Raw genomic sequence first — 23,715 nt, 5'->3', positions numbered from 1 at the left:
CGTGTCAGAGGACGAGGCGCCACGGGGGGCTGGAGTCCGAGCACTCCAGGGAGCATGGGGGCCCTTCGTCGCGTTGCTGGAGTCCGGCGATCTGGCCGGTGATGCAGCGGGCGTAGGTGGAGAGAAGCACGGGCACGCCGTTGCCGGCGGAGCCGACGAGGAGGCAGGCCCTACTCGCCGAGGAGTTCCATTCCTACCTGGCCAGCATGAGGTCATTGCCAGCAACGGATCCGTTCGCCGTCCAAAGCCGCCTCGGCGCCGACGGTGTAGTCCCCGGGCCCAGAGCCACCGGGCGGGTTGAAGCGGATGCGTACGAGCACGGGCTTGCCGTCGACCTCCTCCGAGAAGCAGAGACCGGCCAGGGTGTCTGGTGCTTGCCTGCCTTCCTCGTCCAGCGGCAGCCCCTGTTTCCGTGCGATACCCCGGTAGAAATCGACTACCTGCCGATTCGAACCCTCGAACGCATAGTGCTGGTCTGCGTACAACCAGCCGCCTCCGTCGTCCGCGCACCCGTACTCGGCCTTCTCGTTCCCGGAAGCGGGGCGCGCTCCTTCAGGCCTTTCTTGCAGAATGCCCAGGCGTGAGATCTTCTCGGCCTCGCCTTCCTGGCTGCCGCATCCTCCTCGTAGCTCGTAGGCGAGAGCGACTCCACCGGCTGCCAGGACGAGGGCGGTCGAAACCACGGCCACCTTGTAGGCGTTCTTCATGGAGACGTCCTTCAGTGTGGAGGTGGGTTGAGGCTGCCAGGCCCGCTGTGAGCGGACCCGGCAGCCCTCGTATGGCCGGACTTGTACAGGAACGCGTACAGCCCGGTCTTCGAGTGCCAAGCATTCTTCATCGCACGCCTGCCTCGTCCACTGATCGCGAAGTTTCTGGCGCGGGTGTTATTGCGCTGATCGATCCTGGAGTCCACTCTCCCGCCTTCTCCCCACTCGTGTGCATTGCCGAGTACTACGGCGGCGCGGTATCCCAGGAGGAAAGTGAGTGCCGCTTGCCGGATGAAGCGACGGATAGCGTTGTTGCGCTTTCCGTTGCCGGTCATGCTGGCGGCGAGGGTCTGGTGCAGGTTCGGGTGACAGGCAGGTCGCAGTGGGGGCAGCTCACGCTGTAGAAGTCGTACTCGGCCATGCTCCATCCGGTCGCGCCGGCGAACGCGAGATCCGCCCGGAAGAACGCCACCGCGAGCCGCGGTGGAAGATCACCTTCATCGATGCGGCGGGCAAGTACGTCCCTGAGCTCAGCGATGACGGGAGCCATTTCCCGTACGAGCTCGTCGGTGCCATGGTCCTGCAGGACACCCGCGACGATCGCCCCGGCCAGTTCCAGTGCCCGGTCCACCGCAACCGTTTCGCCGGAGCGGTCGAGGTCTCCCAGATACGGGAGCGCGGCAAAGCTGGCGGCCGAGACGGTGAGCCCCTCGGTGGCCAGGAGGTGCCAGAGTTCCCGCCAAGCTTCTCCGTCGAGGGACGGCGAACGCAGAACCCGCTCAAGAACAGGCGGAACCTCGTCATATGGTCCGCGCCCGTACCTCGGCGACTGCCACTCGATCATTCGCCGATTCAAGCACGGGGCCGCACGGAATCGAGCCCGCCGGATCGTGCATCCTGATCCGATGGCACAGCCCGGAGCCAAGCACGTGAAGGTGCACTTCCGCCTGGAGACGGATGGCGATTGGCCTCCCGCCTCGGTAGAGCGTCTTTGGGCTCTCGACCGAGGCGACGGCACCGTGCAACTCGACAACACTCCCTGGTTCGTGCGCGGCGTGGCCTGCGGAGACGTCCTCGCCACCCACCCCGCCGAGGAGGGCATTCTCTGGGCGGGCCCTGTGATCGAGCCGTCTCAGAACTGCACGATCCGACTCATCGTGTTGCGGGACAAAGGATCTGGCGCGGCACGGCAGAGCGTTCTGAACGCCTTCGCGGAACTGGGAGTGGGTGGAGAGGGGATCGAACGATTCGGCATGGTCGCCCTCGACGTGCCGCCGGAGGCGGACCTCGCGAAGGTCCGGCGGCTCCTCGACCACGGCGTGGCCCGAGAATGGTGGGACATGAAAGAGGGCTGTATCACCGACGCCTGGCGGGCAGCACATTCGGGGTGAGCGGTTGCGCGCCCGCTACCCACCGACGGCTTCGCTCCAGCTCCCGTCCGGGCCGCGGTGGAGACTCCTGCGTTGCATCCGCCGGGCCGCCTCTTCGAGTGCTGCCCGCTCCTGGGCTCGCCGGGACGTATCCGGGTCCGTGAGGTCGAAGCCGAGCAGCGGGATCTCGTCCGGGTCGACGTCCTCGGGCGAGGGCCGGCCTTCCAGGAGGAAGCCGAAGAGGGCTCGAAGGGCTTCGTTGCCCAGTTCCAGAGGGTGGAACGGCAGCGCGTACGGCTCCTCGCCCCACGCCGGGTCAGACTCCACGGGCCGGTCACCGGCCCAGTAGGGCAGCTCGAAGGGGAACGGGTCACCGATGTTCTCCACGATGCCGCCGTCCGGCGAGAGGCTCAGCGAACGGCGGAGGCGACCCTCCTCCCAGACCGCGAAGGCAAGCCGATCCGAGACGCTGTGCATCGCGTGCAGGATCACGCGACGGCCTGTGGCGGCCTCCAGAAGGTGCGCCGGGAGTTCCGACGGGCGGTCGAACATCAGACGCCGGTCGCAGACCAGGTCCACGCCCGGGAAGCTCGCCGCGTACGTGTGTCCCTCCGGCGGGTACGTCGATTCGCCCAGGACGTCGCCCTCCGCCGACTCCCTCCCCCAGCCCGGAAAGACCCGGGCGACCAACGCCGCCGTTCCCTCTGCCTGCGGCTCACCGGCCGCCTTCAACGCCGAGGCCACGTCTCCGTCCGCGTACGCCAGTAGCGCCGTCTTCGCTCCCATGCGACGCACGCTAGCCCCCACCGCTGACAGCCCCGCCGTCCCGAAAACGCCCGAAGTTTTCGGGGCCGCCCGCTGTCCTGCCTCGCTCCGGTCCGCGTGTTCTCCGCTGCCGCTGGGTTCCCGGGTGAATGCCGTCGACGTGCCGCCTCGGCTCCGACAGGCAGGCCTGAGCGCTGCACGGAGTGCGGCGAGGGCGAGAAGGAAGTCGGTGACCGTCTCTTGCCGGTGGGCGAACTCGCCGGTGGTCACGCGTTCCTCGGCCTGGGCGAGGACGGTGAACTGTACGTCGTCGCCAACTGGCTGGCCCGATTCGGCCGTATGCCCGAGGCCATGGAGAACCTCGTCCTCGGGGTCATGCCCGTGCGCATGCCGGAACCCGAGCAGGCCGGGACACAGGAGAACGTCCTGAGCCGCCGGCACGACGCTCGTGGTCGTCCGCTCAGGACGTCGCGGTATTCCCGAACGTGGCGAGGAGTGCCCGGGCGCGGTCCCGGAAGGCTTCGTCCTGGCGGATGATGCGGTTCTCGACTCCCGAGCGGACCACCCGGGCGTCGCCGTCGGCGAGGACTTCGAGTCGGCGCAGGTGGTCGTCGTTCAGGGCGGCGCTTCCGAGGGCTTCCAGGGCGTCGCAGGCACCCACCGGGTCGGCGTCCGACTCGGCGGACGCCAGGGCGGCGGAGGCGAGCGCGGCGTGATCCAGAGCGGCAGGGTCCGCCACGGCTACGAGGGCCAGCACCGCGGTCGGCGCCTGCACCGGATCGTCGAGGGCCGCCTCCAGCCTGGCGGTGAGCGGACGACCGGCAGGACCGAGGAGCGCGGTCGTCCGGGCGGCCCTCGCCACCGACCAGCGGGTCCACTGGCCCTGCGCGGCGCGGTCGAAGACCGACGCGAGGACGGCGACGACGGGTTCCGGGTCCCTCGTGACGCGCCACAGGGCTTCGGCGAGGGCCGTGTCCGCGTCCAGCGCGGGTTTGGTGTCCTGGTCCGGGTCGCTGAGCGCCCTGCGCAGGAGCGGCGCCAGGGCCGCTCCCCGGGGGCCGAGCGCGGCGGCGGTCCTGGCGGCGTCGCGCAGATCGCGGCCACCCCGGCCGAGCTCCTGTTCGAGGCATCGCAGCAGCGGTGCGGGATCGCCCGTGAGGTCGTACAGGGCCTTCGCCGCCGGGAGGACGTCCCGTTGGGCTGCCGCACGCAGCGCGGCGACGGCCATGTCGCGATCCGACGGAGCACAGTCTGCCGCGACGGAGACAAGGACACGTGAGGCTTGGCCGGGAAAGTGCGGGACCGCTGCGCACAGCTCGGGCAGCGCAGCCACCGCCGCGGCGCCCCACCCGGCCAACAGGCTGGTCAGCTGCCACGGTTCGTTGCCGCTGAGCGCCGCGGGCCGGGAGAGGCAGGAGCGAACGGCATCGAGGAGTTCCCTGTCGAACGGGAAGGCCGCGCCTTCCGCGTCCCACAGTCCGGTCGCCGCGTCGAGGGCACGCGGGCGGCGCCCGAGGCCGGCGGCGAGGAGCGGGGCAGCCTGCTCGGGTGCGACGAGCACGAATGCGGCCAGAGCGCGGTCGGCGTGATCGTCCTCCCGATCCGGGTTCCGTCCGGCGAGGGGGGCGAGCACGTCCGCGGCGGGTGCGGCAGCGTGGGCCAGCCGCCCCAGGAGGGACGCCATGTCCACCACCGCCTCGTCGTCGACGGCCGCCGCGCGCAGGCCCTCCACCAACTGCTGCGGGGCACTGCGCGAGAGCATGCAGGCACGGTCGGCCGCCCAGAGGCCTTCGGCCCGGACTTCCGCTCGATCGTCACGCAGGGCCGCGTCGACGAGGGCCGACGCCGCCTCCCGTTCCCGCCCGAGGTCCCGACCCAGGAGGGCTTCGACGACGGCGGCCAGGGGCTCGCCGCGTTCGAGGTCGAAGTCGGAACGCAAGGAGTCGGCAGGCAGGAGCGACAGCATCGTCGCGTGCAGGGAGTCGGTCCACGAAGCATCCGCATCGAGGCGGGCGAAGAGGGCGGCCAGCCGCACCACGGCAGGCTGGGACGGGTCCAGGACGGAAGCCGCCTCAGCCGCTCCGCGCTGCGGGTCGAGCCGAGCGATCCCGGCCAGGACCTCGGCCCGGACGGCGGGTTCGGTCTCCTCCGCCCAGCGGGTCCCCAGCGCGGACAGGACGGTCCTGCCGGCGCAGGTGTGCGAAACCGCCCAGGCGGCGGTCCGCCGGACGTCCGGCTCGGCGTCGGCCAGCAACGGCAGAAGGAGCTCCAACTGCGCGGTCACGGAGGCCCGAACGCCCCCCGGTGCCACGTCGTGCTCGTCCTCGCTCTCGGCCATGTCACCGAGGAACCCGAGGACGTCAGCCGCGTGGTGGCCGGCCGCGGCGACCCTGGCGAGGAACGGCACCGCTTCCGCGCTGGCCGGGTAGACCGTCCCCTGGTGCAGCAAGCTCCCGTACAGCTCCGACAACGCTTCGGACGCCGCGGCGGCGTCCGTACCCGTCAGGGCCCGAAGCGCGTCGGGGACGTCCTCCGCGCTGCCGTACGCGTGGGAGAAGGAGGCCCAGGGCAAAGCGTCCAGGCCGTCGAGCGGGTGTGCGGGATCCATGCGGGGCATGGTGCCATCCGGCTCTGACAGGGCCTTCCCACGGCCGGTGGCACGGCTCGTCGGACACCCTTCCGACTGGTTGGAGTGCACCGGCCCCGTCACACGACGGCACATCGCACGGAACGGCCTTCACGGCGCAGCTCCGTCGGCAAGGCGCGAGGGGCGTCGCGCCAAGAAGCCCCGGCCCGAGCACCCCTCGCCGAAGAGGCCGCGGCACGGGCAGGGCCGACGCTCGAAGGCAGCCGCGGACCGGGCAACGCGCGATCACTTCGGCCACGACGAGGTGCGGGCGGGCGTGTCGCTGTCCCTCGGCAGCCTTGACGACGACCTCCTGACCGCCCGGGGCACGTTCTGCACTCCCCTGCCGGACACCCCGCCGTACCTCCCCGGCCTCGAACGGGTGCGGGACGTCGCCGTGGCGGAGCTCTCCGTACGCGACTGCCCCGGCGGGGGCGCGGTCCGAAGGCGGCCGTGCCGCAACGTGTCCGTGGCGGCGGCGTGCAGCGATCGACGACGAATGCGCCGGTGCGGGAGCCGGGGAAGGGCTCGGGTACGGCCCGGTCCGTCGGCTGGAACGGGTCGGAAGCGGCTTTCGGCGGCCGTTCGGCCAGGGAAGCGGCCCGTGGTTTCGAGGCGATCCCCAGCAGGACGAGAGCGGACAAATCGCCGTTCTGGTTGAAGCCGTCAGCACACCGGGATCATGCTTGCCGTCATGTCTCCCGCCGCCGCGCTCGACGTGTCACACCTGCCCGACTACGCGTACGACTGGGCCCTGGTCGACGTCGAGACGTCCGGCCTGATCGCACGGCGTGACCGGATCCTCTCGATCGCAGTGCTGACCTTCGGGCCGGACGGAACCCGGATCGACGAGTACTCCACCCTGCTGAACCCGGGCTGCGACCCCGGCCCCGTGCACGTCCACGGCCTGACCGCGGAACGGCTGGACGGTGCCCCGACCTTCGAGCAGGTGGCCGGACGGATCGGAGCACTCCTGCAGGACCGCGTCATGGTGGCTCACAACGCGCAGTTCGACTACGACTTCCTGGCCCATGAGTTCGCCCGCGCACGGCTCCACCTCCCGGTCGCCCAGCGGCTGTGCACCCTGGCGCTGAACCGGCGCGTGGATCCGCCCTCCGTCGACCTCAGCCTGGCGTCGCTGGCCGCTCACTACGGCGTGCCGCAGACGAACGCCCACGACGCGCTGGACGACACGCGAGTCCTTGCGGGAATCTTCCGTTCCTCGCTCTCCGAAGCCGCGCGGCTGGACGTCCCGCTGCCGCTGGTGGCCTGCCCTCCCCGGCAGGATCCGCAGTTCGCGCCGAATCCGCCGAAGACCCCGTGCGCCTACCGGAACCCCGGCCGCCTGACACCCGACGGTCCGCTCGTCCAGGGCATGAAGATCGCCATCACGGGCGAGACCGCGACCTCCCGGGCCGAGCTGGTGGCCCGGTGCGTCGACGCCGGCCTGAACGTCATGTCGTCGGTCAGTCGGCACACCAGCGTCCTCGTCACCAATGACCCGGCCTCGGGCTCGGCGAAGGCACGGCGTGCGATGGCCGAAGGCGTCACGGTCGTCGACGAGCACACCTTCCTGAAGCTGCTGGGAGAAGTGCGCCCCGGGACCCCTCACCAGGATCGAACACCGCAGGGCCCCACAGGAACCACGCCCCCGGCCACGCCCCCGGCCACACCGTCGACGCCGACGACGCCCCCCGCCGCTGCGACCGCAGACCTCTCCGCCCCCGGGCGCCCCGGGGGCACGCCCCGCCCCAAGCCGTTCGGCCGCCGACGGGTCCTGGTCCTGGGCGGCACCCACGAGGAGGCGTCCGCCGCCCGGGCCAGGGTCGTCGAGCTGGGCGGGGCCGCCGCGATCAACCTCTCGGCGAGCGTCACCGACGTCGTCCTCTTTCCCGGGGGCGAACTCGACCGCCGCATGGCCCGCGTCACCGCGTTGGAGCTCCCGGTCCACGCCCACGCCTGGCTTGGAGCAGCGCTCGCCCCCGAGCCGCCCGGCATCCACGCCCGGAGCGATGCGAGGGGCCATGTCCTGCCGCGCGGCGGGGTCATCGACCTTCCCCCGCTCCTCACCGCCGACCGGTGGCACGTGAGCGCCTCCTGGGCACAGCGGACGGACTGCGAGGTCGACGTCGTCGCCCTCGTCCTCGACGAGGACGAACAGGTCTCCTGCGACGGGGACTTCGTCTTCTACGGCGCGCCGGAAAGCCCCGACGGAGCCACCCGTCTCCTCTGTGACGGTCCGACCGAACAAACCGTCAGCATCAACCTCGCGGCGCTCCCTCCCTCCGCACACAGGATCGCCATTGCCGCCGCCATCGACGGTGCCGCAGCCTTCGGGGAGATCGGGGCGATCCAGATCACCCTCGCGCCGGGCGTCGACGCTCCGGTCACGGCCCAGGCCGCCCTGGACGCCGCCACCAGTGAACGCACCCTGCTCCTCGCCGAGATCTACCGTCGGGGCCCGCAGTGGCGCTTCCGTGCCGTCGGTCAGGGCTACGACCACGGCCTGGAGACCCTCGTCCGTGGATACGGCGTCGACGTGGAGTGACTCCCGTCGCCCACCGGACGGCGAGGGGCGGCCCGGTGGGCCGGATCCGGGAGGAACGGTTCTTGCCGTGCTGCCGGTGCGGGCCCCTCCGTGCGGCCGCCTCCTTCCGGTCCGCCGTCACGCCCGACGCCCTTCCGGCACGGGGGTGATGATCACCCACATGACCACCTGGATCGACGGCACCGACTTCGCCCGTTACGCGCCCATCCCGGAAGAGCTCCTTCCCGGATGGGAGGGGAACGAGGCGGAGGACGTGATCCACGAGTGCGTCTCGGCCTTCCGGCTCGCCGGTCACGACGTCCTGACGCTGGGCGGCGAGCCGCTGCCCGTCACCTGGCTCGCCGAACCCCTCGCGTTCGCACGCTGGTACGAGGCCGACGGCGACGCGGGCCTGTTGCCCGCGGTCCACGGGGCCGTGGATTCCGACGCCTGGGAGGACGTCCTGTCCGTCGCGCTCGGCGGCCGGTACGTCCTGACCGACGCCGGGTACGACGCCGATGAGATCCTGGGCTCCTTGCGGGGCGCACGGCAGCCGGTGGCGGCGCTGCGCGTCGAACTGGCGCCGGGGCGCTACCGCGTCCAGTCGCTGACCGTCGAGCCCGCCCCGGACACGCGGTTCGTGCTGGACCGACTGCTGCCCGAATGATCGTGGGACCCGTCGGGTCGCCCCGTGATGGGATGCGGCCGTGCACTACGCCGACCTCAGTCCCTACGCCTGCCCCGTCACCGAGGACGGGGACGTGTTCACCGAGGTCAGCACCGGCGTGCGGTTCGTCACCGTGCGGAACGCCTACCGGCGGCTCGCCATCGGCTGGTGGGAGGCCGGGCGGCCCTGGACCGCGGGGCCGGCACCCGCGGAGTTCAGGTCCAAGCTTCTGGTGGTGCCGGAGGAGCAGGCCGTGAACCAGGCCCTGGGCCTGCACGAGTGCGACCTGTGCCCCGAACCGCTCGACGACGCCCGCCCCTGGTACGAACCCCGGCCGGGGCACCGGTGCGCGAGCGCCGGTACGGGTGGGATCCGGGTGCCCGGGACGCCGGGGACCGCCTATGCGGCGCCTTCCCCGATCGGGCACTACGTGGTGGACCACGACTACCTTCCGCCTCGGGAGTTCGTCGACGCCGTCCTCGCCTTCGACCTGCGGGGCCGGTCGACCGCGTACCCATGGATCGCCTTTCCCCGGATCCCCGAGGACGCCGAACCGTACGACGCCTCGGTCGAGTGACGCCCCTCGCCGGCACGGAGCACGCCCTCCGCCGGGGGGCGCGGTGCCGGTGGAGCACTCCTACGGGTGGTCGGCGGCCGGTGGGACGGGTGGGACGGACTTCGCGTGGAGGACCTCCCGGGCCTGCTCCGCCGCCCGGACGATGCTTTCGGAGACGAAGTCGAGGAAGCGTGCGATGTTTTCGAGGCGGACGGCGGCCGGGGTGTGGGGGCCGAGGACGTGGACGCCCTGGCGGGCGGTCTCGACGATCTGGTCGGTGGAGCGGACGCTGGCCATCATCGCCTGGTACCAGACGTCGTCGTCGACGACGTAGCGCTCGCGGCGGCGGTCGTCGCGCTCCCGACGGACGAGGCCCTGGCTGTCGAGGAAGGCGATCGACTTGGAGACCGAGGCGGGACTGACCTGGAGCCGCTGGGCGAGTTCGGACGCGGTGAGGCTGCCGCTGTCGGTGAGGGTGAGGCAGGCCATCACCCGGGCCGTCATCCTGGGCATGCCCGAAGCCATGACGACGCTGGTGAACAGTTCTTCGTACGCACGCACGGCCTCGGCATCGCGTCCGTGCGGCTGAGGCGCTTCCTCCGTGCCCCGGGAACCGGGCCGTCGGCGCCGTTGCGCCCGGTGTTCGGTGGCCCGGTGGGCGAGATCGGCGCGGTAGGCGGTGGGGCCGCCGTTGCGCATGACCTCGCGCGTGACGGTCGAGGTGGGGCGGTCGAGGCGTCGGGCGATCTCCGCGTACGCGAGGCCGTCGGCCAGGCCCAGCGCGATCTGCTGACGTTCGGGCTGGGTGAGCCTGCCTCCCGGCATCGTGACCTCCTTCACGGTCCGTGACGCCCCCAGCCTAGCCACCCCTCTCACCTCATTGCAACGAGTGATCCTTTCCGCTCCTTCACGGAAAGGGAGCTCCCTGAGGAATTGCCTCGTTACTCCAAGGCCTGAGGCTTCGAGGCGCAAGACGCTCCCACCAGGAGTACGAGTGCAACACATGCTTTCCAAAGAGCGAAAAGCAATGTGCGGTCGGGCTGCGGGCGGCTCCCCGGCGCTCCGAGACCTCGACCGCACGGCCGGGGCCGTCCGCGGGGCCGCACCCGGCCCGGGCCGTCCGCGGGGTCCGGAGCAGGCCCGGGCCGTCCGCGGGGTCCGGAGCAGGCACGCGCCCCTGGTTGACGCTGGGGGCCGACGGGGTACGGACGGGGTGTGGCCTTCGACGAAGGAAGAACCGTGACGGTCGTGCACGCGTGCGTGCGGGACGGCAGGGGCGGCAGTCCGACGGCCGTCCTCGACGACGGGCCGTTCGACGAGGACGCACGTCGGCGGATCCCCCGGGCCCTGGGCACCTCGCACGCCGTCTTCGTCTCGCCCCGCGGCGGAAGCGGCGACCGCTCCGGCGTCCCCTCGCTCCGGTTCTTCACCTCCGAAGGGGAGTTGCCCTCCTGCGGACACGGAACGATCGCCGCACTGGGATACCTCGCCGCGCGGGCCGGCGGTGAGGCACACCGCTTCTCCCTCCGGACGGCGGAGCGCGCGTTCACCGGCTGGGCCGTGCGCCAAGGGGCGTGCATCCGGGTCGGTTTCGAGGCGGGGACCGTGGAGTTGCGCGAGCCGACGGGGGACGAGTCGGCGCTCCTCCTCCCCGCCCTGGGAATCGCCCCGGACGGGCCCGCATCCGTGCCGGGCGGGCAGGGGAACGCCCTCCGCAGGCGCACCACCGTCCCGCACTCCGCCGGGGCCGCCGGGGCCGCCGGGGCCGCCGGGGGCTTCCTCCCCACCGATACGCGGGCCGGAACGCCGGCCGGGATGCCGGCCGGGATGCGAATCGCGTCCGTCGGACGACCCCGACTCCTGGTGCCCGTGGCCACTCCGGGTGAACTCGCCGCCCTCGAACCCGACATGGAGCGCCTGCGCACCGCATGCGATCGCCTCGGCCTCCTGGGCTGCTACGCGTACTCCGTTCCGACGCCCTCCGGCAGGGTGGCCGCCCGGATGTTCGCCCCGTCGATCGGCGTGCCCGAGGACGTCGCCAACGCCAACAGCACGTCCTGTCTCGCCGCCCACCTGGCGGGCCGGGGCACCGACCGGATCTCCGTCGACATGGGGGACGGCCTGGGCCAGCCCTCCACCATCACCGCCGCCACGCGCGCCGGGGGCGCCGGCGTGCTGGTGGAACTGGGCGGCGCCGTCCTGGTCGCTCCTGCCCGGCCGCTGCCGTAGGCCCTTCCGTCCGTTCCCCTCCGCCCGGCGTTCGCTCCGGAAACCCAGCGGGGTCGGCGCCGTGCACCCCGTCCGCACCGGCGCGGGACGCCCCCGGTCCGAAGCGGTGCGGGACGCGCCCCGGCCCGAAGCGGTGCTAGCGGGGGTGCTCGCCGCGGGGTGCGCCGTCCGCGAGGGGATTGGGCAGGGGGATCCAGGCGTCCTGGTCCACGCCCCGCAGGCGCATCAGGGTGAGGGCCTTCACCTTCAGTTCCGGGGCGAAGAGGGCCGCGCGGTCGGCCCGGTTCTCCGGGGTGGCGGGGAGGTCGTCGTAGGCGCGGCGGGCGGCGGTGGCGACGAGGGACCAGAGCCGGGACTCGGCGGCCCGGTCCCGGTCGGCGAGGGCGGAGACCAGGGCACCGAGGGCAGTGCCGAAGAGGTGGCCGAACAGCATGGTGCGCAGGACGCCCGGATCGTCGTTGGCGACCCGGCCCCCGACGGGTGAGGCGTCGAAGCCGTACCGGGCGAGGCGGCGCGGGCTCAACCGGACGTCGGCGAGGTCGCGGTAGACGAGCCGTCGGGGTCGGGCACCCGGGTCCAGCACGACGAGCAGGTTCTGCCCGTGGGCCGCGGGTGCGACCCCACGGCTCAACAGCCGTACCAGCGGGGGGATCGCGAGGTCGCAGAAGGCGGTCAGCCAGTCGGCGGTCGCGTCCGGGGCCCCGGACGACGCCAGGAGGGCACGGATCAGGGGCGGCCCGTCCCCGGCGGGGCGTGCGGCGAGGGCCGCCACCGGCACCACGGTCTCCCCCGGTCGGAGGCGTGCGGCGGCGGACGGTGACTCGCGGAGCAGGACGGCGAGGTCGGCACTGGGCTCGCCGTTCACCACGGCGGAGGCGGCAGCGAGGTTGCGGGTGATCCGCAGGGGGCTTCCCGAGCCGTTCCGGCCGTGGGGACCGCCAGGTTCCGCGAGATCGGCCACGACCCGGGCGAGGAGGTGCGAGAGCGGTGCGCTGTTCTCGACGCCGCTCGCCGAGATGTCGCGGATCGCACTGGTCATCCGGGTGGTCAGCGCCGTCTTGAGGTGCGGTCCGCCGTCGAGCGGGGCGAGGGTCCGCAGGCTCATCAGGGGGTGGGCCGGTATCGCGCCGACGACGGCCGGCCGGTGTCCGAGCCCCGGCAGCACGTGTTCGCTCTGCCAGGGGTGCACGGGCAGCAGCAGCCGGTCGCCGTCCCGCAGCCCGTCCGGCCAGGCACCCACGACACGGCACCGTCGGGTCGGGACCGCGACCAGGTCGAGCCCCACGACGGGGCGGTGCTCGGGTGCGTACGCGAGCTGCTCGGCCACCGAGAGGCCGGGGCGGCTGCGGCAGCACGGGTGGTACGGGTGCCCGTCGACGACGTCCTGCTCGATCTGTGCCGGCGGCCGGCCGCCGTCCTTCCGGGCGGGAGCGGCCCGGATCGCCCCCGCCCGGGACAGGGCGAGGGAGGGGACGCCGTGGTCGAGCTCGGCGACGAGGGCGTCGGCGCCCGGCAGTCCGAGCGCGGCCAGGAGGGCGGCCGGATGGTCGTGGGCGTGGCCGTCGAGCCGTACGGTCGTGTCCTCTCCGGGGAGCGGCAGGTCGTGGGGGAGTCGGGGCGGCCCGGTGAGGACCCGGCCGTCGGCGAGCTCCACCCGGCCGGTGTCCCCGCGGCGCGCCGCCACCCCCGGCAGCGGCTCGTGGAGCAGTGCGCGCCAGAGCCGGCCGAGGACCGCAGCCCGGGCCGGTGGCAGCTCCTGGTGGTAGCCGGCGAGGAGATGGGGGGCCACGGCGGCCAGGTCGGTGGCGAAGGCCGCCTCAGGGGCGCGCAACATCTGACGGGCGCTCTTGGCGCAATCCGGATCGCGGTGCATGAAGCCTCACTACCCTGCGCAGGATGTCCCCATCGGGAGCCGCCCACCGACGGCGCGAACTGCGCACGGCGGCACGGACGTACCGCGAGGGGGCGCTGTCGTGACGGAAGCCAAGGGCCGGGCGGATGCCCTGTCGGCCACCGCCCTCCTGAACTGTCTGGTCCGGGAAGTGGCCGAGCCCGCTCCGTGTCCGGATGCGGACCACGTCGTCCACCGGCTTCCGGAGACCGGCCGTCTGCTGCGGGTCCGGGCCGGTCGACGCCCCACCGAGCCCTGTGTGCGCACCGACGGCGGGTGGCTCCCGCTGACCTTCGAGGCCCTCGTGGCGCTGGCCTCCGACGAGCTCGGCCGGCGCACCGGCGTCACCAACCGGACCATGGTCACCGAGATGACCGACAGCAGGGACGTGATCGCGGCGCTCCAGGACGCGCGCACGTCCGCGTGTCCGCCGGACGATCCCTATCTGCGGTCCGAACAGGCACTGCTCGCGGGACACCGGTACCACCCGGCGCCGAAGGCGCGCGGGACGGGGGGCCCCGAGAGCTGGCTCCCGTACGCTCCGGAGGCGTACGCCCACTTCCCCCTGCAGCTGCTCGGCGTTCGTGCCGACGTCCTCGCGGAGGAGGGCGACCTGTCCCTCCTCGCTCCGCTCACCGCGGGCGACGTGCCCGACGGCTACCTACCGCTGCCGATCCACCCGTGGGAACTGGACCTGCTCGGCGAGCTGCCGGCCTTCCGCGACGGACGGCTGGTGCGGCTCGGTGCCAGTGCCCCGCGCCCGGGGCGCGCCGTACCGACCTCCTCGGTGCGGACGGTGTACCTGCCGGAGGCCGACTTCTTCTGCAAGATGAGCCTGGACGTGCGGATCACCAACGGCAACCGTCGGCTGGAGCTGCGCGACCTGCTGTGGCTGCGGACCATCGGTGACCTCCTCGCTCCGGTCTTCGATTCCCTGCCGTCGGCGGCCTTCCTCGCCGACCGGGGCTACCGCACCGCCGACCTCGGCGGCCAACACGCCTACGAGGGCTTCGCGGTGATCGCGCGCGAAGGGCTGCGGCCCCGTCTCGGCGCCGGCGTGACGCCCCTCCTCGCGGCCGGCATCGGCGAGGGCTTTCCGGGCAATCCGCTCGACGGGCTGACCCCGGAGCGGGCCCTCGTCTGGTGGCGGTGCTACCTCGATCAGGTGGTGCCGCCGGTGTTGCACGCCTGGCAGCGGCACGGGCTGGTTTTGGAGTGCCACCTGCAGAACGTCCTGGTCGGGGTGGACGGCACCGGCCTCCCCGTACAGGCGCTCTTCCGGGATCACGAGGGGGTGCGGCTGGTCGCCGAGCGGCACCTCGGCCTGCTGGACCGGCACGGGCCGCGGGCGCCCGCTCCGGCGCTGGGCGCGGTGCACGGCTGGCAGCGGCTGGCGTACTGCCTGGTGACGAACAACCTCTCCGAGATCGCCGGTGCGATCACCGACCGCCACCCGGAGCTCGCCGGTGAACTGTGGCCCCTGGCCCGGGCGGTGTTCGCCGGGCACGCGGCGGAGCACGGCTGTTCCGCGGAGGTCGACGCGCTCCTCGGCTCACCGCACGTGCCGGCCAAGACGAACCTGCTGTTGCGCTGGCTCGACGCGGACGGGGCCGAGGCCCGCTACGCGCCCGTGCCCAATCCGCTGCGGAGGAGGGGGCGGGGGCGCCCTCCGGTGTGAGTCCGTGCGGCCTTCCGCCCCGCCCCGGTGCCGTGGTGTGCACGCCGGGTCCCGAAGCGGCAGAATCGCCCCATGGTGATCACCGCGCGGGCCCTCAACCGGTCGACCCTGGCACGGCAGTTGCTGTTGGAGCGGGCCCCGATCGGCGTCGAGGAAGCGGTGCGACGGGTGGTGGGGCTGCAGGCACAGCACCCCGGCTCGCCCTACGTGGCGCTGTGGAACCGGGTCGCGGACTTCGCCCCGGAGCACCTGGACGGTGCCGTGGAGGGGTTCCGGGTGGTCAGGTCGACGCTGATGCGGATCACCCTGCACCTCGTGCACGCCGAGGACTACCGGGCGTTCCGGGAGGGCATGGAACCGACGTTGCGGGGGTCGCGGTTGCACGATCCGCGGTTCACGGCGGCCGGTTTCACGGCTGCCGACGCCGATGCGCTGCTACCCGACCTCCTCGCGTACGCGGGGAGCGCACGTACCGGGGCCGAGCTGCGGGAGCGCCTCGAAGCGGGGCGGGGCGGGCCGGTGGAGTCCGTGGCCTGGCGGATGGTGCGGCAGTACGCGCCGCTGTGGCACGCGCCGACGGGGCCGCCGTGGTCGTTCGGTGCGGCGCAGGCCTTCGTGGCGGCGGACGAACTGCCGGTGCTCAGCGATCCGGAGGCGTCCGCGGCGGGCCTGACCGCGCTGCTCCGACGCTATGTGGAGGGCTTCGGGCCCGCATCCGTGCCGGACATGGCGCAGTTCACGACGGTGCCGCGCCGTTTGGTGCGCGGGGCGGTGCAGACGCTGGAACGGGGAGGGGAGCTGGAGCGGTTCGAGGGGGCCGACGGGACGGTGCTGTACGACGTGCGCGGGGCGGTGCGGCCCGACGAGGAGGTGGCGGCGCCGCCCCGGCTGATGGCGATGTGGGACAGCACGCTGCTGGCGTACGCGGACCGCGGCCGGATCCTTCCGGCCGCGTACCGCAAGCAGGTCATCCGGATGAACGGGGACGCCTTGCCGACGCTGCTCGTGGACGGGTACGTCGCCGGGGTCTGGCGTCCGGTCGACGGCGGGATCGAGGCCTCGGCCTTCCATCCGCTCCCGGCCGGGGTCTGGGAGGCCCTCGCGGCCGAGGCCGAGTCGCTGGGGCGGTTGCTCGCGGCCCGGGATCCACACGTCTACCGGCGCTTCGGACACTGGTGGGACAAGGGCCTCCCGGCGGTCGAGTCCCGGGTGCTGCCGACCCGGTGACACCGCCCCGCGCGGCGTCGCGGTGGCCGGCCGCCCATTGCCAGCCGCGGGAAACGGACCTATCTTCGAGCCGACACCTACGGACCGGGATGCTCGTCAGTCCCGGGGCGGTCCGCCGTTCACGGGCCGGACGGCGGGGAGCGCACCTCCGGGACGACGGGGGCGCGCTGGACGCCGGGCGTACGGGATATCCGTATCCACGTACCCGCAGGAGCTGAGCAGCACATGAGCAAGCACGTCCTGGCGCAGAACCAGTACGGCAAGGCCGAGAACCGCATCGTCAAGATCAACCGTCAGGGCAACGACGGTTCCTGGCACGAGATCCGCGATCTGAACGTGTCGGTGGCGCTGCGCGGTGAGTACCGCGACGTCCATCTGACCGGTGACAACGCCAACTGCCTGCCGACCGACACCACCAAGAACACGGTCTACGCCTTCGCCAAGGAGCACGGCGTCACCTCCCCCGAGGCCTTCGGGATCCTGCTGGCGAAGCACTTCGTGAACGGGCAGACGGTGATCCGCGAGGCACAGGTCCGGATCGAGGAGTACGCCTGGGAACGGATCTCGGTGCCGACGCGCAAGGAACAGCACTCCTTCGTGCGCAAGGGCCAGGAGGTCCGCACGGCACAGATCACCTACTCGGAGAGCAGCGGCCTGCAGGTCCTCTCGGGCCTCAAGGAGCTGACGGTGATGAACTCGACGAACTCCGAGTTCCACGGCTTCCTCAAGGACCGGTACACCACGCTCCAGGAGGCGTACGACCGGATCCTGGCCACCAAGGTGACCGCCCGCTGGGCGAACTCGGCCGCTGCGGCGGCGGACGCGGGCCACGACTGGGACGCCTCGTACGCGAAGGTGCGGCGCCACATGCTGGAGGCGTTCGCGGAGACGTACAGCTACTCGCTGCAGCAGACCCTGCACGCCATGGCGGACCGGATCCTGGACCACGTCTCCACGGTCAACGAGGTCCGGCTCAACCTGCCGAACAAGCACCACTTCCTGGTGGACCTGGAGCCGTTCGGGATGAAGAACGACAACGAGGTGTACTTCGCGGCGGACCGGATGTACGGCCTGATCGAAGGCACCGTCCACCGTGACGGAGTGCAGCCGGTGATCGCGACCAGCGACTGGATCACCGCCTGAGCCGTCCGCACCGCCTCAGCCGAGCCGGGCCGCCGCTTCGACTCCGAGCCACACGGCTCCGAGGCCGGCGGCCAGGCTCCCGGCCGCGTTCAGCGCCGCATAGCCCTTCGCCCCGTCCTCGTAGAGCCGGAAGGTCTCGTAGGAGAAGGTGGAGTACGTGGTCAGGGCTCCGCACAGGCCGGTGCCGAGCAGCAGGTGCAGGCGGGCCGAGGCGACCCCGGTGAGGAGTCCGAGGGCGAACGAGCCCAGGACGTTGACGGCGAAGGTGCCCCAGGGGAAGACCGAGTCGTGGCGCGCCCGGACGGCGCGGTCGGTGAGGTAGCGCAGGGGGGCGCCGACGGCGCCCCCGACGAGGACGAGCAGCCAGGTCACGCGCGCACCACCCGGCCCCGGGCGACGGCCCGGGTGAGGCTGATGCCCGCCCAGACGGCGGCGAGGGCGGTGAGCAGGGTCCCTCCCAGGTAGAGCAGGCCCCGGGCCGGGTCGCCCGCGGCCAGCAGCCGTTGGGCGTCGAGGCCGGCCGTCGAGAAGGTGGTGAACCCGCCGCAGACGCCGGTGCCGAGGAAGGGCCGGAGCAACGGGTGCGGCGCGGTGATGGTTTCGGTGAGCAGCACCATCAGGGCGCCGAGCAGTGCGCAGCCGGCCGCGTTGACGACGAGGACCGTCCAGGGGAAGGCCCCGTCCGGGGTCGGCCAGACGAGGGTGGCGCCGTGGCGTGCGACCGCGCCGAGGGCGCCGCCGGCGGCGACCGCGCCGACGACCGGCAGATCCTTGCGCAGCGCCATGCGGCCAAGACTACGAGACGGGTGGGTGGGCTCCGCGCGGGCCCGTGCGGAAGCGAGGCGCACGGGCGGGCGTCCCGGCCTGGGGCATTTAACCGGGTCCGGCCCGTGCAGCCTCGCTCTGCGATGGTCCGGCCACGCCGTGCGACGGGTCAAAGCGGGGGCGGAGAGTCTGTCAGATCCCCCCTCGGGGTATCGCCGGGGTCCGGACGGGAGCAGCCCGAGGGCTGGTGCGCCTCTGGTCCGGAGAGTTCACCGACACCGCGACCATGACTGGAGGCAGGCCTTCGACGATGGCTCTGACCTGCAAAAACCGGCGAGTAGGTGGTCCGGCCACCATCTGGCGGCCGATTCGGGTGCCGGGTACACCTCGCCCCTGTGGAGGGCGCTGCGCGAGGCTGGCGGAGCAGCGGGAGGGAGCTGCGCAACCTTCGGGCAGGAGTGTCGTGAGTACATCCGTCGCAACCAAGCGCAGGGCCGTCACCAGGTCGGTTCCACAGGCCGGGGCGCTGGGCGCCGCCAGGCCGTCCGGCGGCGCGGGGACTTCGCGCGAGGCCGTCTACGCCGAGCTGTGTGCCGCGCTGTTCTCCGGCTTCTCCCGCCGCGACCAGCGACTGAAGGCCGAGCAGTACCTGCACGGCCTGCTGACCGCGCAGGGCCGCAAGTCGATCCGCAACATCGCCGCGCAGATCGGCGGGCCGGCGGCCGAGCAGAGCCTGCACCACTTCGTCTCCAGCTCCACCTGGGACTGGCAGCCGATGCGGGCCGCGCTCGCCCAGCACCTGGAGCGGAACGGCTGCCCGCAGGCCTGGGTGGTCCGGCCGATGCCGATCCCGAAGGCCGGCGAACACTCCGTGGGGGTGGACCGGCGCTTCGACCCGGAGCGCGGCCAGATCTTCCACGGGCAACAGGCGTTCGGGGTGTGGTTCGCGAGCGACGAGCTGAGCGTGCCGGTGAACTGGCGGCTCTTCCTTCCGGACCCCTGGGTGAACGACCGCACCCGGCGCGACCGCGCGGAGGTCCCCCAGGAGGCCGGCGAGGAGACCCTGGAGGAGTGCGCGGTGGCGGCGGCCCTCGACACGGCCCGCTGGCCCGAGGTCACCCGCAAGCCGGTGCTGCTCGACATCCGGGGCGGTGCGGGGCGGGCGGCCCTGACGCGGCTCGCCGGGGCCGGGGTGCCGGTGGTGGCCCGGATCGGTGCGGGGGCGCGGCTCGCGATCGCCGATCGCGCACTGCCCGGTTTCGGTGCGGGCCCGATGTCGGCGGTACAGATACTGGAGTCGCTCAAGGGGCTGCGCAGGCCGGTGAGCTGGGTGGACACGGTGGCCGGGGTGCAGACCTCGCGGACCTCGCTCGCGACGGCCGTCCGGGTGGCGCTGCCCGTGCCGGGCGGGGAGCGGATGCGGCCCCTGGTGCTGGTCGGCGAGTGGGACGACCCGCGTCGGGCGCCCGCCCGGGTGTGGATCAGCGACCTGACCAACTCTCCGGTCGGCTCGCTGGTGCGGATCACCAAGCTGGGGCGTCGGGTGGAGCGGGACTTCGCCGAGGTCGGCGAAGAAGCGGGGCTGAGGGACTTCGTGGGCCGTTCGTTCCGCGGCTGGCACCGACACATCACGCTGGCCTCGGCGGCCCACGCGGCGACGATCATGTCGGGCGGCTGGGAAGCGGGGTACGGCACGGGGTACGCAGCACGGCGCTCGGCGAGCTGAGGGCCGTGCCTCGGCCCGCGGCGGCCGGCGCGTCGGATGCGGGGCACCGCACGGCGGACGGGCGTCCCGGTGCCCCGTTCGTCCGGGTGGTTCGACCACGGGGCGGGGTGCCGTGGCCGTCGGGATGCGCCCGTCGGGGAACGCGGGACGGTTCTGGGGTCGGGATGCCGGGGGGCATTCCGAAGGTCAGGCCGTGCGTTCCGGTGGACCCGGCTGGCGTGCCGGATCCGATGTGACGCGGCCCCGGGCCAGGACCTCGCGGGTGCGTTGGAGGCGCAGCGCCAGCTGCACCTCCAACACCTGGCCGGGCTTCTGCCACTCGGGGCCGAGGAGTTCGCCGATGCGCTCCAGTCGGCGGGAGACGGTGTTGGGGTGGACGTGGAGCGCCTCGGCGGCGTTGGTGGGGCTGCCGCCGGAGGCGAAGTACGCCTCCAGGGTGTGGGTGAGGTCGGTGAACCGCTCGGCGTCGTAGTCCAGGACGGGACCGATCGCCGCGTCGACGAAGCCGTCGACGTCGTTGTCATCGGAGAGCAACAGTCCCAGGAACCCGAGGTCCTGCATCGAAGCGGCCGAACCGGTGCCGCCGAGCGCGCTCATCGCATCCAGGCAGCGTCCGGCCTCCTGGTGCATCCGCCCGACGCCGTCCGGGCTCTGGGCGGGCCCGGCGCCCGCCACGGAAACGGGGTGCCCGAGCAGGGGGGACAGTTCGGCGGCGACCGCCTTGGCGGCGGCCGAGGCGTCGATGCCGGGAAGCAACAGCACGATGCAGCCGCCCTGCACGGTCTTCAGGCCGGAGAGGCGGTACGCGTAGGAGGACGCCCACACCACCGCCCGGCCCTGTTCGCCGCCCTCCGGCCGGGCGAGCACGAGGACGTGCGGTCGGCGCAGGTCGACACCGAGCCGGCGGGCCCGCTGGGCGATCTGCTGCGGGGCGTGCGGGGGGTCGGCGATGAGGTCGTCGAGGAGCTCGTCGCGGACCGGCCCTTCGGCGACGGCGGTGGAGCGGCGCATCAGGAGGAGGAAGGCGACGGACTGGGCGGCGAGTTCGAGGAGGCGTTCGTCCTCGCCGGTGAGTCCGCCGGCGGCGTGCACGACGAGGACGCCGAGGTCTTCGGAGCCCGCGATGACCGGTGCGACCCAGGTGACGTCGTCGGCGAGGACGGGGCGGCGGTGTGCGTGGGCGTCGAGGGAGGCCTTGGCGACGGCCTCCTCGTCGAGGCCGGGGGCGTCTCCCGCGGTGGCGAGGCACCGTCCGCCGGGGTCGCGGATCAGGACGGTCGCGTCGAGGGCGTCGGCCGCCGCCTTGGCCACGTTGCACAGGTCGCCGCCGGCGAGGACCAGGTTCATGATGCGGCTGTGGGCCTCGCTGACGTGCCGCATCCGGGTGAGCCGGGAGCGCGCCCGGGCGCTGTCCCGTTCCAGTTCGGAGACTTCGGCACGGGTGCGGTCGAGGAGGCCGGCCTTCTCGACGGCGAGCGAGGCGAGGTCGGCGAGCGCGGCGAGGAGCGCGATCTCCTCGGCGGTGTGGTGGCGGACGCGCCGGTCCCCGCCGTGGAGGGCTCCGATGACGGTGTCGCCGCTGCGCAGCGGCGCGGCCACGATCGCATGGAGCCCCTCGGTCCGCAGGGCGGACTCGGCGGATTCGTCGAAGGCCGGGGCGTGGACGCCGGCGTCCAGGGAGCCGGAGGGGGCGAAGCGTTCGTCGGCGAGGTAGTCGGCGGTCCAGACGGGCTCGCCGTGCAGCTGGACCGCACCGCCGAGTCCGTACCCCTCGGCGATCCGGAGCCCGGGGGCGAGGCGGGGGCCGTCGCCCCGGCCGGTTCCGGTCGCGGCGCGGGAGCCTTCGGTGGTGTGGACGTAGCAGGCGCCGTGCGGGCCGCGGAGGGTGACGTACGCGAGGTCGAGGCCGAGGAGTCGCCGGGCGCGGCGGGTGATGACGCGCAGCAGGCCGTCGAGGTCGTAGGAGAGGGTGAGGTCACGGGCCGTGTCGGCGAGGGCGGCGAGGCCGGCCTCGCGGCGGGCGTCGTGGGCGCGTCCGGCATCGATCGTGCCGGCCAGTTCCACGGCCCGCTCCAGGCGGTGGAGTTCGCCGTCGCCGAGTCCACTGCGGCGGGCCTCGTCGACGAGGGCCTCGAAGCGGGCGGGCGGCGCCTGCCGGGCGAGGAGTTCGAGGATGGTGAGCAGCGCGTCGGCACCACCGGCTCCGTCCGCGCCGTGCAAGGTCATGGCCCCTACCCCCGTAGTCGAGCGAAATCGGGCACCTAGGAGGAAACCCGTACTGCTTGCCGAAAATAATTCGGCTTCGGGAGTGGGTCAACGGTGACGTGCCGCACTTCGTTCCCCATGGCTGACCTGCCGCTCCGTCAGCAGGTCAGTTGATGGATCCGGCCGGGACGAGACGGTCGCGCGCGGGGGCGTACGGCGCGGGGACGTAGGGGGTCGGAGCGTACTGCGCGGGGACGTAGGGGGTCGGAGCGTACTGCGCGGGGACGGACGGGGCGGGGGCGTACCGGGCGGAGGTGCGGACGCCGTACGCGGGGCGACCGGCGGTGTCCCGCACGGCGATGACCGAGCGGTGGAGCCGACGGAGCCGCGCCGAGGGCTCCATGCCGCTCTGGCCCTTGAGGGCGACGCGCAGCCGTTCGTACACGGCGAGGGCCTGGTCGGGCTGTCCGCAGCGCAGCAGGGCGACCATGAGGTGGGCGTGGAGGGGCTCGTTGGTGCGGTACCGGGAGACGAGGCCGGTCAGTTCGGAGACGAGTTCGGCGTGCCGACCGAGGCCCAACTGGGCTTCCATCCACTGGTCCAGCACGCTCAGCCGGGAGGTTTCGAGACGCTCGATCTCCCTGCGCAGCCGGGGGCCGGCGGCCACGCCCGCGTAGGGGTCACCGCGCCACAGGGCGAGCGCCTCGCCGAGGCGGAGCGCGGCCCGGGACAGGTCGCCGGCCTCCATGGCCCGGTAGCCGGCTCCGGCGGCGCGCTCGAACTGCCAGACGTCGTGGACGCCCCCGCCCGTGTCGAGCCGGTAGCCGCCGGGCTGGGAGACGAGGATCGCCTCGGCGCTGGGCCGGTCCGCCCAAGCCTGGCGGGGCTCCGCCGGGTCGGCGCCGCGCAGGGCGCCCGCGATGAGGGTCCGCAGCTCCGCTATGTGTGCCTGGAGTTCGGCCCGGGCACCGCGCGGCGCGCCCGAGGGCCACAGCTCCTCGGTCAGGACCGTCACCGGAACGAGTTGGTCGGCGCTGGCCGTGAGCAGGGCGAGCAACTGCCGGGGCGCGGCTGCCGTCGGGGTGATCGACACTCCGTTCTCCCGTACCGACAGTCCTCCCAGGATCCGGACGTCCACCTTGCCCCCTCAGTGCCTGTGCGGTGTCTGCGCGCGGGATGACTCTCGTTGATTAGAAAAGACCCCCGTAGTCATGTCAATAAGAAACCGGAGGGTACGGAATCCGAGCTCGGGATATCGGGGTGATCCACCCCCTTTGCCCCCATTTAAAGGAGTCGACTTCTCGTCAGTGGCGCAGATCATATGCATGCTGAAAGACTGTTTCAGGACTCGGGGGTACGCTTTCGCAAGGTCCTTGTGGATGCCGCAAGGGCCTGCAGCCGCGACTTCGCGCCAAAAACAGCTAGTGGAGTATGTTTCTCCGGATCACTTCGGCGGGATCCTCGGGGCCGCGCGGGGGTACCGCGACCGCCGCGGGGGGCGGGGAGAAGGGGAGCGGGGCCGCGCGCACCGCGGGACCGGCGCCGGAGCTCGTCGCACACGGCTCGGACCACCGCCGGCCCTCCGCACGGGCGTTCGTCGACGTCGGGGGCCGCGACGCGCCCGGGCCCCCGG

The 23,715-nt window shown here is 72.9% G+C and carries 21 protein-coding genes; 10 read left to right on the top strand and 11 right to left on the bottom strand.

Annotation, left to right across the window (positions count from 1 at the left end; genetic code table 11):
* Positions 1-4: 4 nt before the first annotated feature.
* The 3 genes from ACFW22_RS07170 to ACFW22_RS07160 all read right to left on the bottom strand — a co-directional run bounded on the left by ACFW22_RS07170 (position 5) and on the right by ACFW22_RS07160 (position 1,551).
* Complete coding sequence (locus ACFW22_RS07170; RefSeq protein WP_386400163.1) at positions 5-130, bottom strand: hypothetical protein; 126 nt, start codon at positions 128-130, stop codon at positions 5-7.
* 82 nt (positions 131-212) lie between these two features.
* Positions 213-707: a hypothetical protein gene (locus ACFW22_RS07165; protein WP_386400161.1), complete on the bottom strand. Its 495-nt coding sequence runs from the start codon at positions 705-707 to the stop codon at positions 213-215.
* Between the two features lie 331 nt (positions 708-1,038).
* A complete protein-coding gene (locus tag ACFW22_RS07160) occupies positions 1,039-1,551 on the bottom strand; it encodes a hypothetical protein (RefSeq protein ID WP_386400159.1) in 513 nt (170 codons plus the stop codon).
* 61 nt (positions 1,552-1,612) lie between these two features.
* Between ACFW22_RS07160 and ACFW22_RS07155 the strand changes: the two genes are divergently transcribed.
* Positions 1,613-2,098, top strand: a complete 486-nt coding sequence (locus tag ACFW22_RS07155; protein WP_386400157.1) for a DUF4265 domain-containing protein — start codon at positions 1,613-1,615, stop codon at positions 2,096-2,098.
* A 15-nt stretch (positions 2,099-2,113) separates the two neighbouring features.
* Here the strand turns inward: ACFW22_RS07155 and ACFW22_RS07150 are convergent, their stop codons facing one another.
* Positions 2,114-2,863, bottom strand: a complete 750-nt coding sequence (locus ACFW22_RS07150) for a DUF6928 family protein (protein ID WP_386400155.1) — start codon at positions 2,861-2,863, stop codon at positions 2,114-2,116.
* Positions 2,864-2,959: 96 nt separating this feature from the next.
* Between ACFW22_RS07150 and ACFW22_RS07145 the strand changes: the two genes are divergently transcribed.
* Entirely contained in the window at positions 2,960-3,379 is a 420-nt protein-coding gene (locus ACFW22_RS07145; protein WP_386400153.1) for an SUKH-3 domain-containing protein, read from the top strand.
* On the opposite strand, the gene ACFW22_RS07140 is transcribed toward ACFW22_RS07145, so the two are convergent.
* On the bottom strand, positions 3,303-5,450 hold the full coding sequence (locus ACFW22_RS07140) for a hypothetical protein (protein WP_386400150.1): 2,148 nt from the start codon (positions 5,448-5,450) through the stop codon (positions 3,303-3,305). The genes ACFW22_RS07145 and ACFW22_RS07140 overlap by 77 nt on opposite strands.
* Positions 5,451-6,162: 712 nt before the next feature.
* Here ACFW22_RS07140 and ACFW22_RS07135 point away from each other — a divergent pair.
* From ACFW22_RS07135 to ACFW22_RS07125, 3 genes are all read left to right on the top strand, one after another.
* Positions 6,163-8,016 carry a TerD family protein gene (locus tag ACFW22_RS07135; protein WP_386400147.1) on the top strand — a complete coding sequence of 618 codons (1,854 nt, stop codon included), beginning with the start codon at positions 6,163-6,165 and terminating at the stop codon, positions 8,014-8,016.
* Between the two features lie 160 nt (positions 8,017-8,176).
* Entirely contained in the window at positions 8,177-8,662 is a 486-nt protein-coding gene (locus ACFW22_RS07130; RefSeq protein WP_386400143.1) for an Imm21 family immunity protein, read from the top strand.
* Between the two features lie 40 nt (positions 8,663-8,702).
* Positions 8,703-9,239: a hypothetical protein gene (locus ACFW22_RS07125; protein WP_386400141.1), complete on the top strand. Its 537-nt coding sequence runs from the start codon at positions 8,703-8,705 to the stop codon at positions 9,237-9,239.
* A 60-nt stretch (positions 9,240-9,299) separates the two neighbouring features.
* On the opposite strand, the gene ACFW22_RS07120 is transcribed toward ACFW22_RS07125, so the two are convergent.
* Entirely contained in the window at positions 9,300-10,043 is a 744-nt protein-coding gene (locus ACFW22_RS07120) for a helix-turn-helix domain-containing protein (RefSeq protein ID WP_386400138.1), read from the bottom strand.
* A gap of 414 nt (positions 10,044-10,457) precedes the next feature.
* On the opposite strand from ACFW22_RS07120, the gene ACFW22_RS07115 reads away from it, so the two are divergent.
* Entirely contained in the window at positions 10,458-11,447 is a 990-nt protein-coding gene (locus ACFW22_RS07115; protein WP_386400135.1) for a PhzF family phenazine biosynthesis protein, read from the top strand.
* 136 nt (positions 11,448-11,583) lie between these two features.
* Here ACFW22_RS07115 and ACFW22_RS07110 read toward each other — a convergent pair whose 3' ends face one another.
* The gene (locus ACFW22_RS07110; protein ID WP_386400132.1) at positions 11,584-13,320 is read right to left on the bottom strand and encodes an IucA/IucC family protein; all 1,737 of its coding nucleotides are present in this window, start codon (positions 13,318-13,320) and stop codon (positions 11,584-11,586) included.
* A gap of 100 nt (positions 13,321-13,420) precedes the next feature.
* On the opposite strand from ACFW22_RS07110, the gene ACFW22_RS07105 reads away from it, so the two are divergent.
* From ACFW22_RS07105 to pucL, 3 genes are all read left to right on the top strand, one after another.
* Positions 13,421-15,016: an IucA/IucC family protein gene (locus ACFW22_RS07105; RefSeq protein WP_386400130.1), complete on the top strand. Its 1,596-nt coding sequence runs from the start codon at positions 13,421-13,423 to the stop codon at positions 15,014-15,016.
* Between the two features lie 72 nt (positions 15,017-15,088).
* On the top strand, positions 15,089-16,243 hold the full coding sequence (locus ACFW22_RS07100) for a winged helix DNA-binding domain-containing protein (RefSeq protein WP_386400128.1): 1,155 nt from the start codon (positions 15,089-15,091) through the stop codon (positions 16,241-16,243).
* Positions 16,244-16,468: 225 nt separating this feature from the next.
* Complete coding sequence (gene pucL, locus ACFW22_RS07095) at positions 16,469-17,386, top strand: factor-independent urate hydroxylase (RefSeq protein ID WP_386400125.1); 918 nt, start codon at positions 16,469-16,471, stop codon at positions 17,384-17,386.
* A 15-nt stretch (positions 17,387-17,401) separates the two neighbouring features.
* Here pucL and crcB read toward each other — a convergent pair whose 3' ends face one another.
* On the bottom strand, positions 17,402-17,758 hold the full coding sequence (gene crcB, locus ACFW22_RS07090; protein ID WP_386400122.1) for a fluoride efflux transporter CrcB: 357 nt from the start codon (positions 17,756-17,758) through the stop codon (positions 17,402-17,404).
* Positions 17,755-18,171: a fluoride efflux transporter FluC gene (locus tag ACFW22_RS07085; RefSeq protein WP_386400120.1), complete on the bottom strand. Its 417-nt coding sequence runs from the start codon at positions 18,169-18,171 to the stop codon at positions 17,755-17,757. Before ACFW22_RS07085 ends, crcB begins: the two co-directional genes overlap by 4 nt.
* Before the next feature lie 443 nt (positions 18,172-18,614).
* On the opposite strand from ACFW22_RS07085, the gene ACFW22_RS07080 reads away from it, so the two are divergent.
* Entirely contained in the window at positions 18,615-19,877 is a 1,263-nt protein-coding gene (locus tag ACFW22_RS07080; RefSeq protein WP_386400117.1) for an IS701 family transposase, read from the top strand.
* Positions 19,878-20,063: 186 nt separating this feature from the next.
* On the opposite strand, the gene ACFW22_RS07075 is transcribed toward ACFW22_RS07080, so the two are convergent.
* Both ACFW22_RS07075 and ACFW22_RS07070 read right to left on the bottom strand, forming a co-directional pair.
* Positions 20,064-22,103 (bottom strand): helix-turn-helix domain-containing protein, encoded by a 2,040-nt coding sequence (locus tag ACFW22_RS07075; protein ID WP_386400115.1) that lies wholly within the window; start codon positions 22,101-22,103, stop codon positions 20,064-20,066.
* 145 nt (positions 22,104-22,248) lie between these two features.
* Positions 22,249-23,220 carry a BTAD domain-containing putative transcriptional regulator gene (locus tag ACFW22_RS07070; protein WP_386400113.1) on the bottom strand — a complete coding sequence of 324 codons (972 nt, stop codon included), beginning with the start codon at positions 23,218-23,220 and terminating at the stop codon, positions 22,249-22,251.
* Positions 23,221-23,715: the final 495 nt, after the last annotated feature.

It is taken from the genome of Streptomyces sp. NPDC058872, from assembly GCF_042743065.1.
Classification (GTDB): Bacteria; Actinomycetota; Actinomycetes; order Streptomycetales; family Streptomycetaceae; genus Streptomyces.
Note: the sequence above shows the minus strand (reverse complement) of the source record. Positions and strands in the feature narration are given on the sequence as shown.

What these genes read in the sequence shown, in the direction of transcription:
- ACFW22_RS07140 (WP_386400150.1), bottom strand. Translation starts at nt 5,450, where the DNA reads ATGGATCCCGCACACCCGCTCGACGGCCTGGACGCTTTGCCCTGGGCC.
- pucL (WP_386400125.1), top strand. Translation starts at nt 16,469, where the DNA reads ATGAGCAAGCACGTCCTGGCGCAGAACCAGTACGGCAAGGCCGAGAAC.
- ACFW22_RS07110 (WP_386400132.1), bottom strand. Translation starts at nt 13,320, where the DNA reads ATGCACCGCGATCCGGATTGCGCCAAGAGCGCCCGTCAGATGTTGCGC.
- ACFW22_RS07165 (WP_386400161.1), bottom strand. Translation starts at nt 707, where the DNA reads ATGAAGAACGCCTACAAGGTGGCCGTGGTTTCGACCGCCCTCGTCCTG.
- ACFW22_RS07150 (WP_386400155.1), bottom strand. Translation starts at nt 2,863, where the DNA reads ATGGGAGCGAAGACGGCGCTACTGGCGTACGCGGACGGAGACGTGGCC.
- ACFW22_RS07120 (WP_386400138.1), bottom strand. Translation starts at nt 10,043, where the DNA reads ATGCCGGGAGGCAGGCTCACCCAGCCCGAACGTCAGCAGATCGCGCTG.
- ACFW22_RS07085 (WP_386400120.1), bottom strand. Translation starts at nt 18,171, where the DNA reads ATGGCGCTGCGCAAGGATCTGCCGGTCGTCGGCGCGGTCGCCGCCGGC.
- ACFW22_RS07130 (WP_386400143.1), top strand. Translation starts at nt 8,177, where the DNA reads ATGACCACCTGGATCGACGGCACCGACTTCGCCCGTTACGCGCCCATC.
- ACFW22_RS07075 (WP_386400115.1), bottom strand. Translation starts at nt 22,103, where the DNA reads ATGACCTTGCACGGCGCGGACGGAGCCGGTGGTGCCGACGCGCTGCTC.
- ACFW22_RS07160 (WP_386400159.1), bottom strand. Translation starts at nt 1,551, where the DNA reads ATGATCGAGTGGCAGTCGCCGAGGTACGGGCGCGGACCATATGACGAG.
- ACFW22_RS07155 (WP_386400157.1), top strand. Translation starts at nt 1,613, where the DNA reads ATGGCACAGCCCGGAGCCAAGCACGTGAAGGTGCACTTCCGCCTGGAG.
- ACFW22_RS07100 (WP_386400128.1), top strand. Translation starts at nt 15,089, where the DNA reads ATGGTGATCACCGCGCGGGCCCTCAACCGGTCGACCCTGGCACGGCAG.
- ACFW22_RS07135 (WP_386400147.1), top strand. Translation starts at nt 6,163, where the DNA reads ATGTCTCCCGCCGCCGCGCTCGACGTGTCACACCTGCCCGACTACGCG.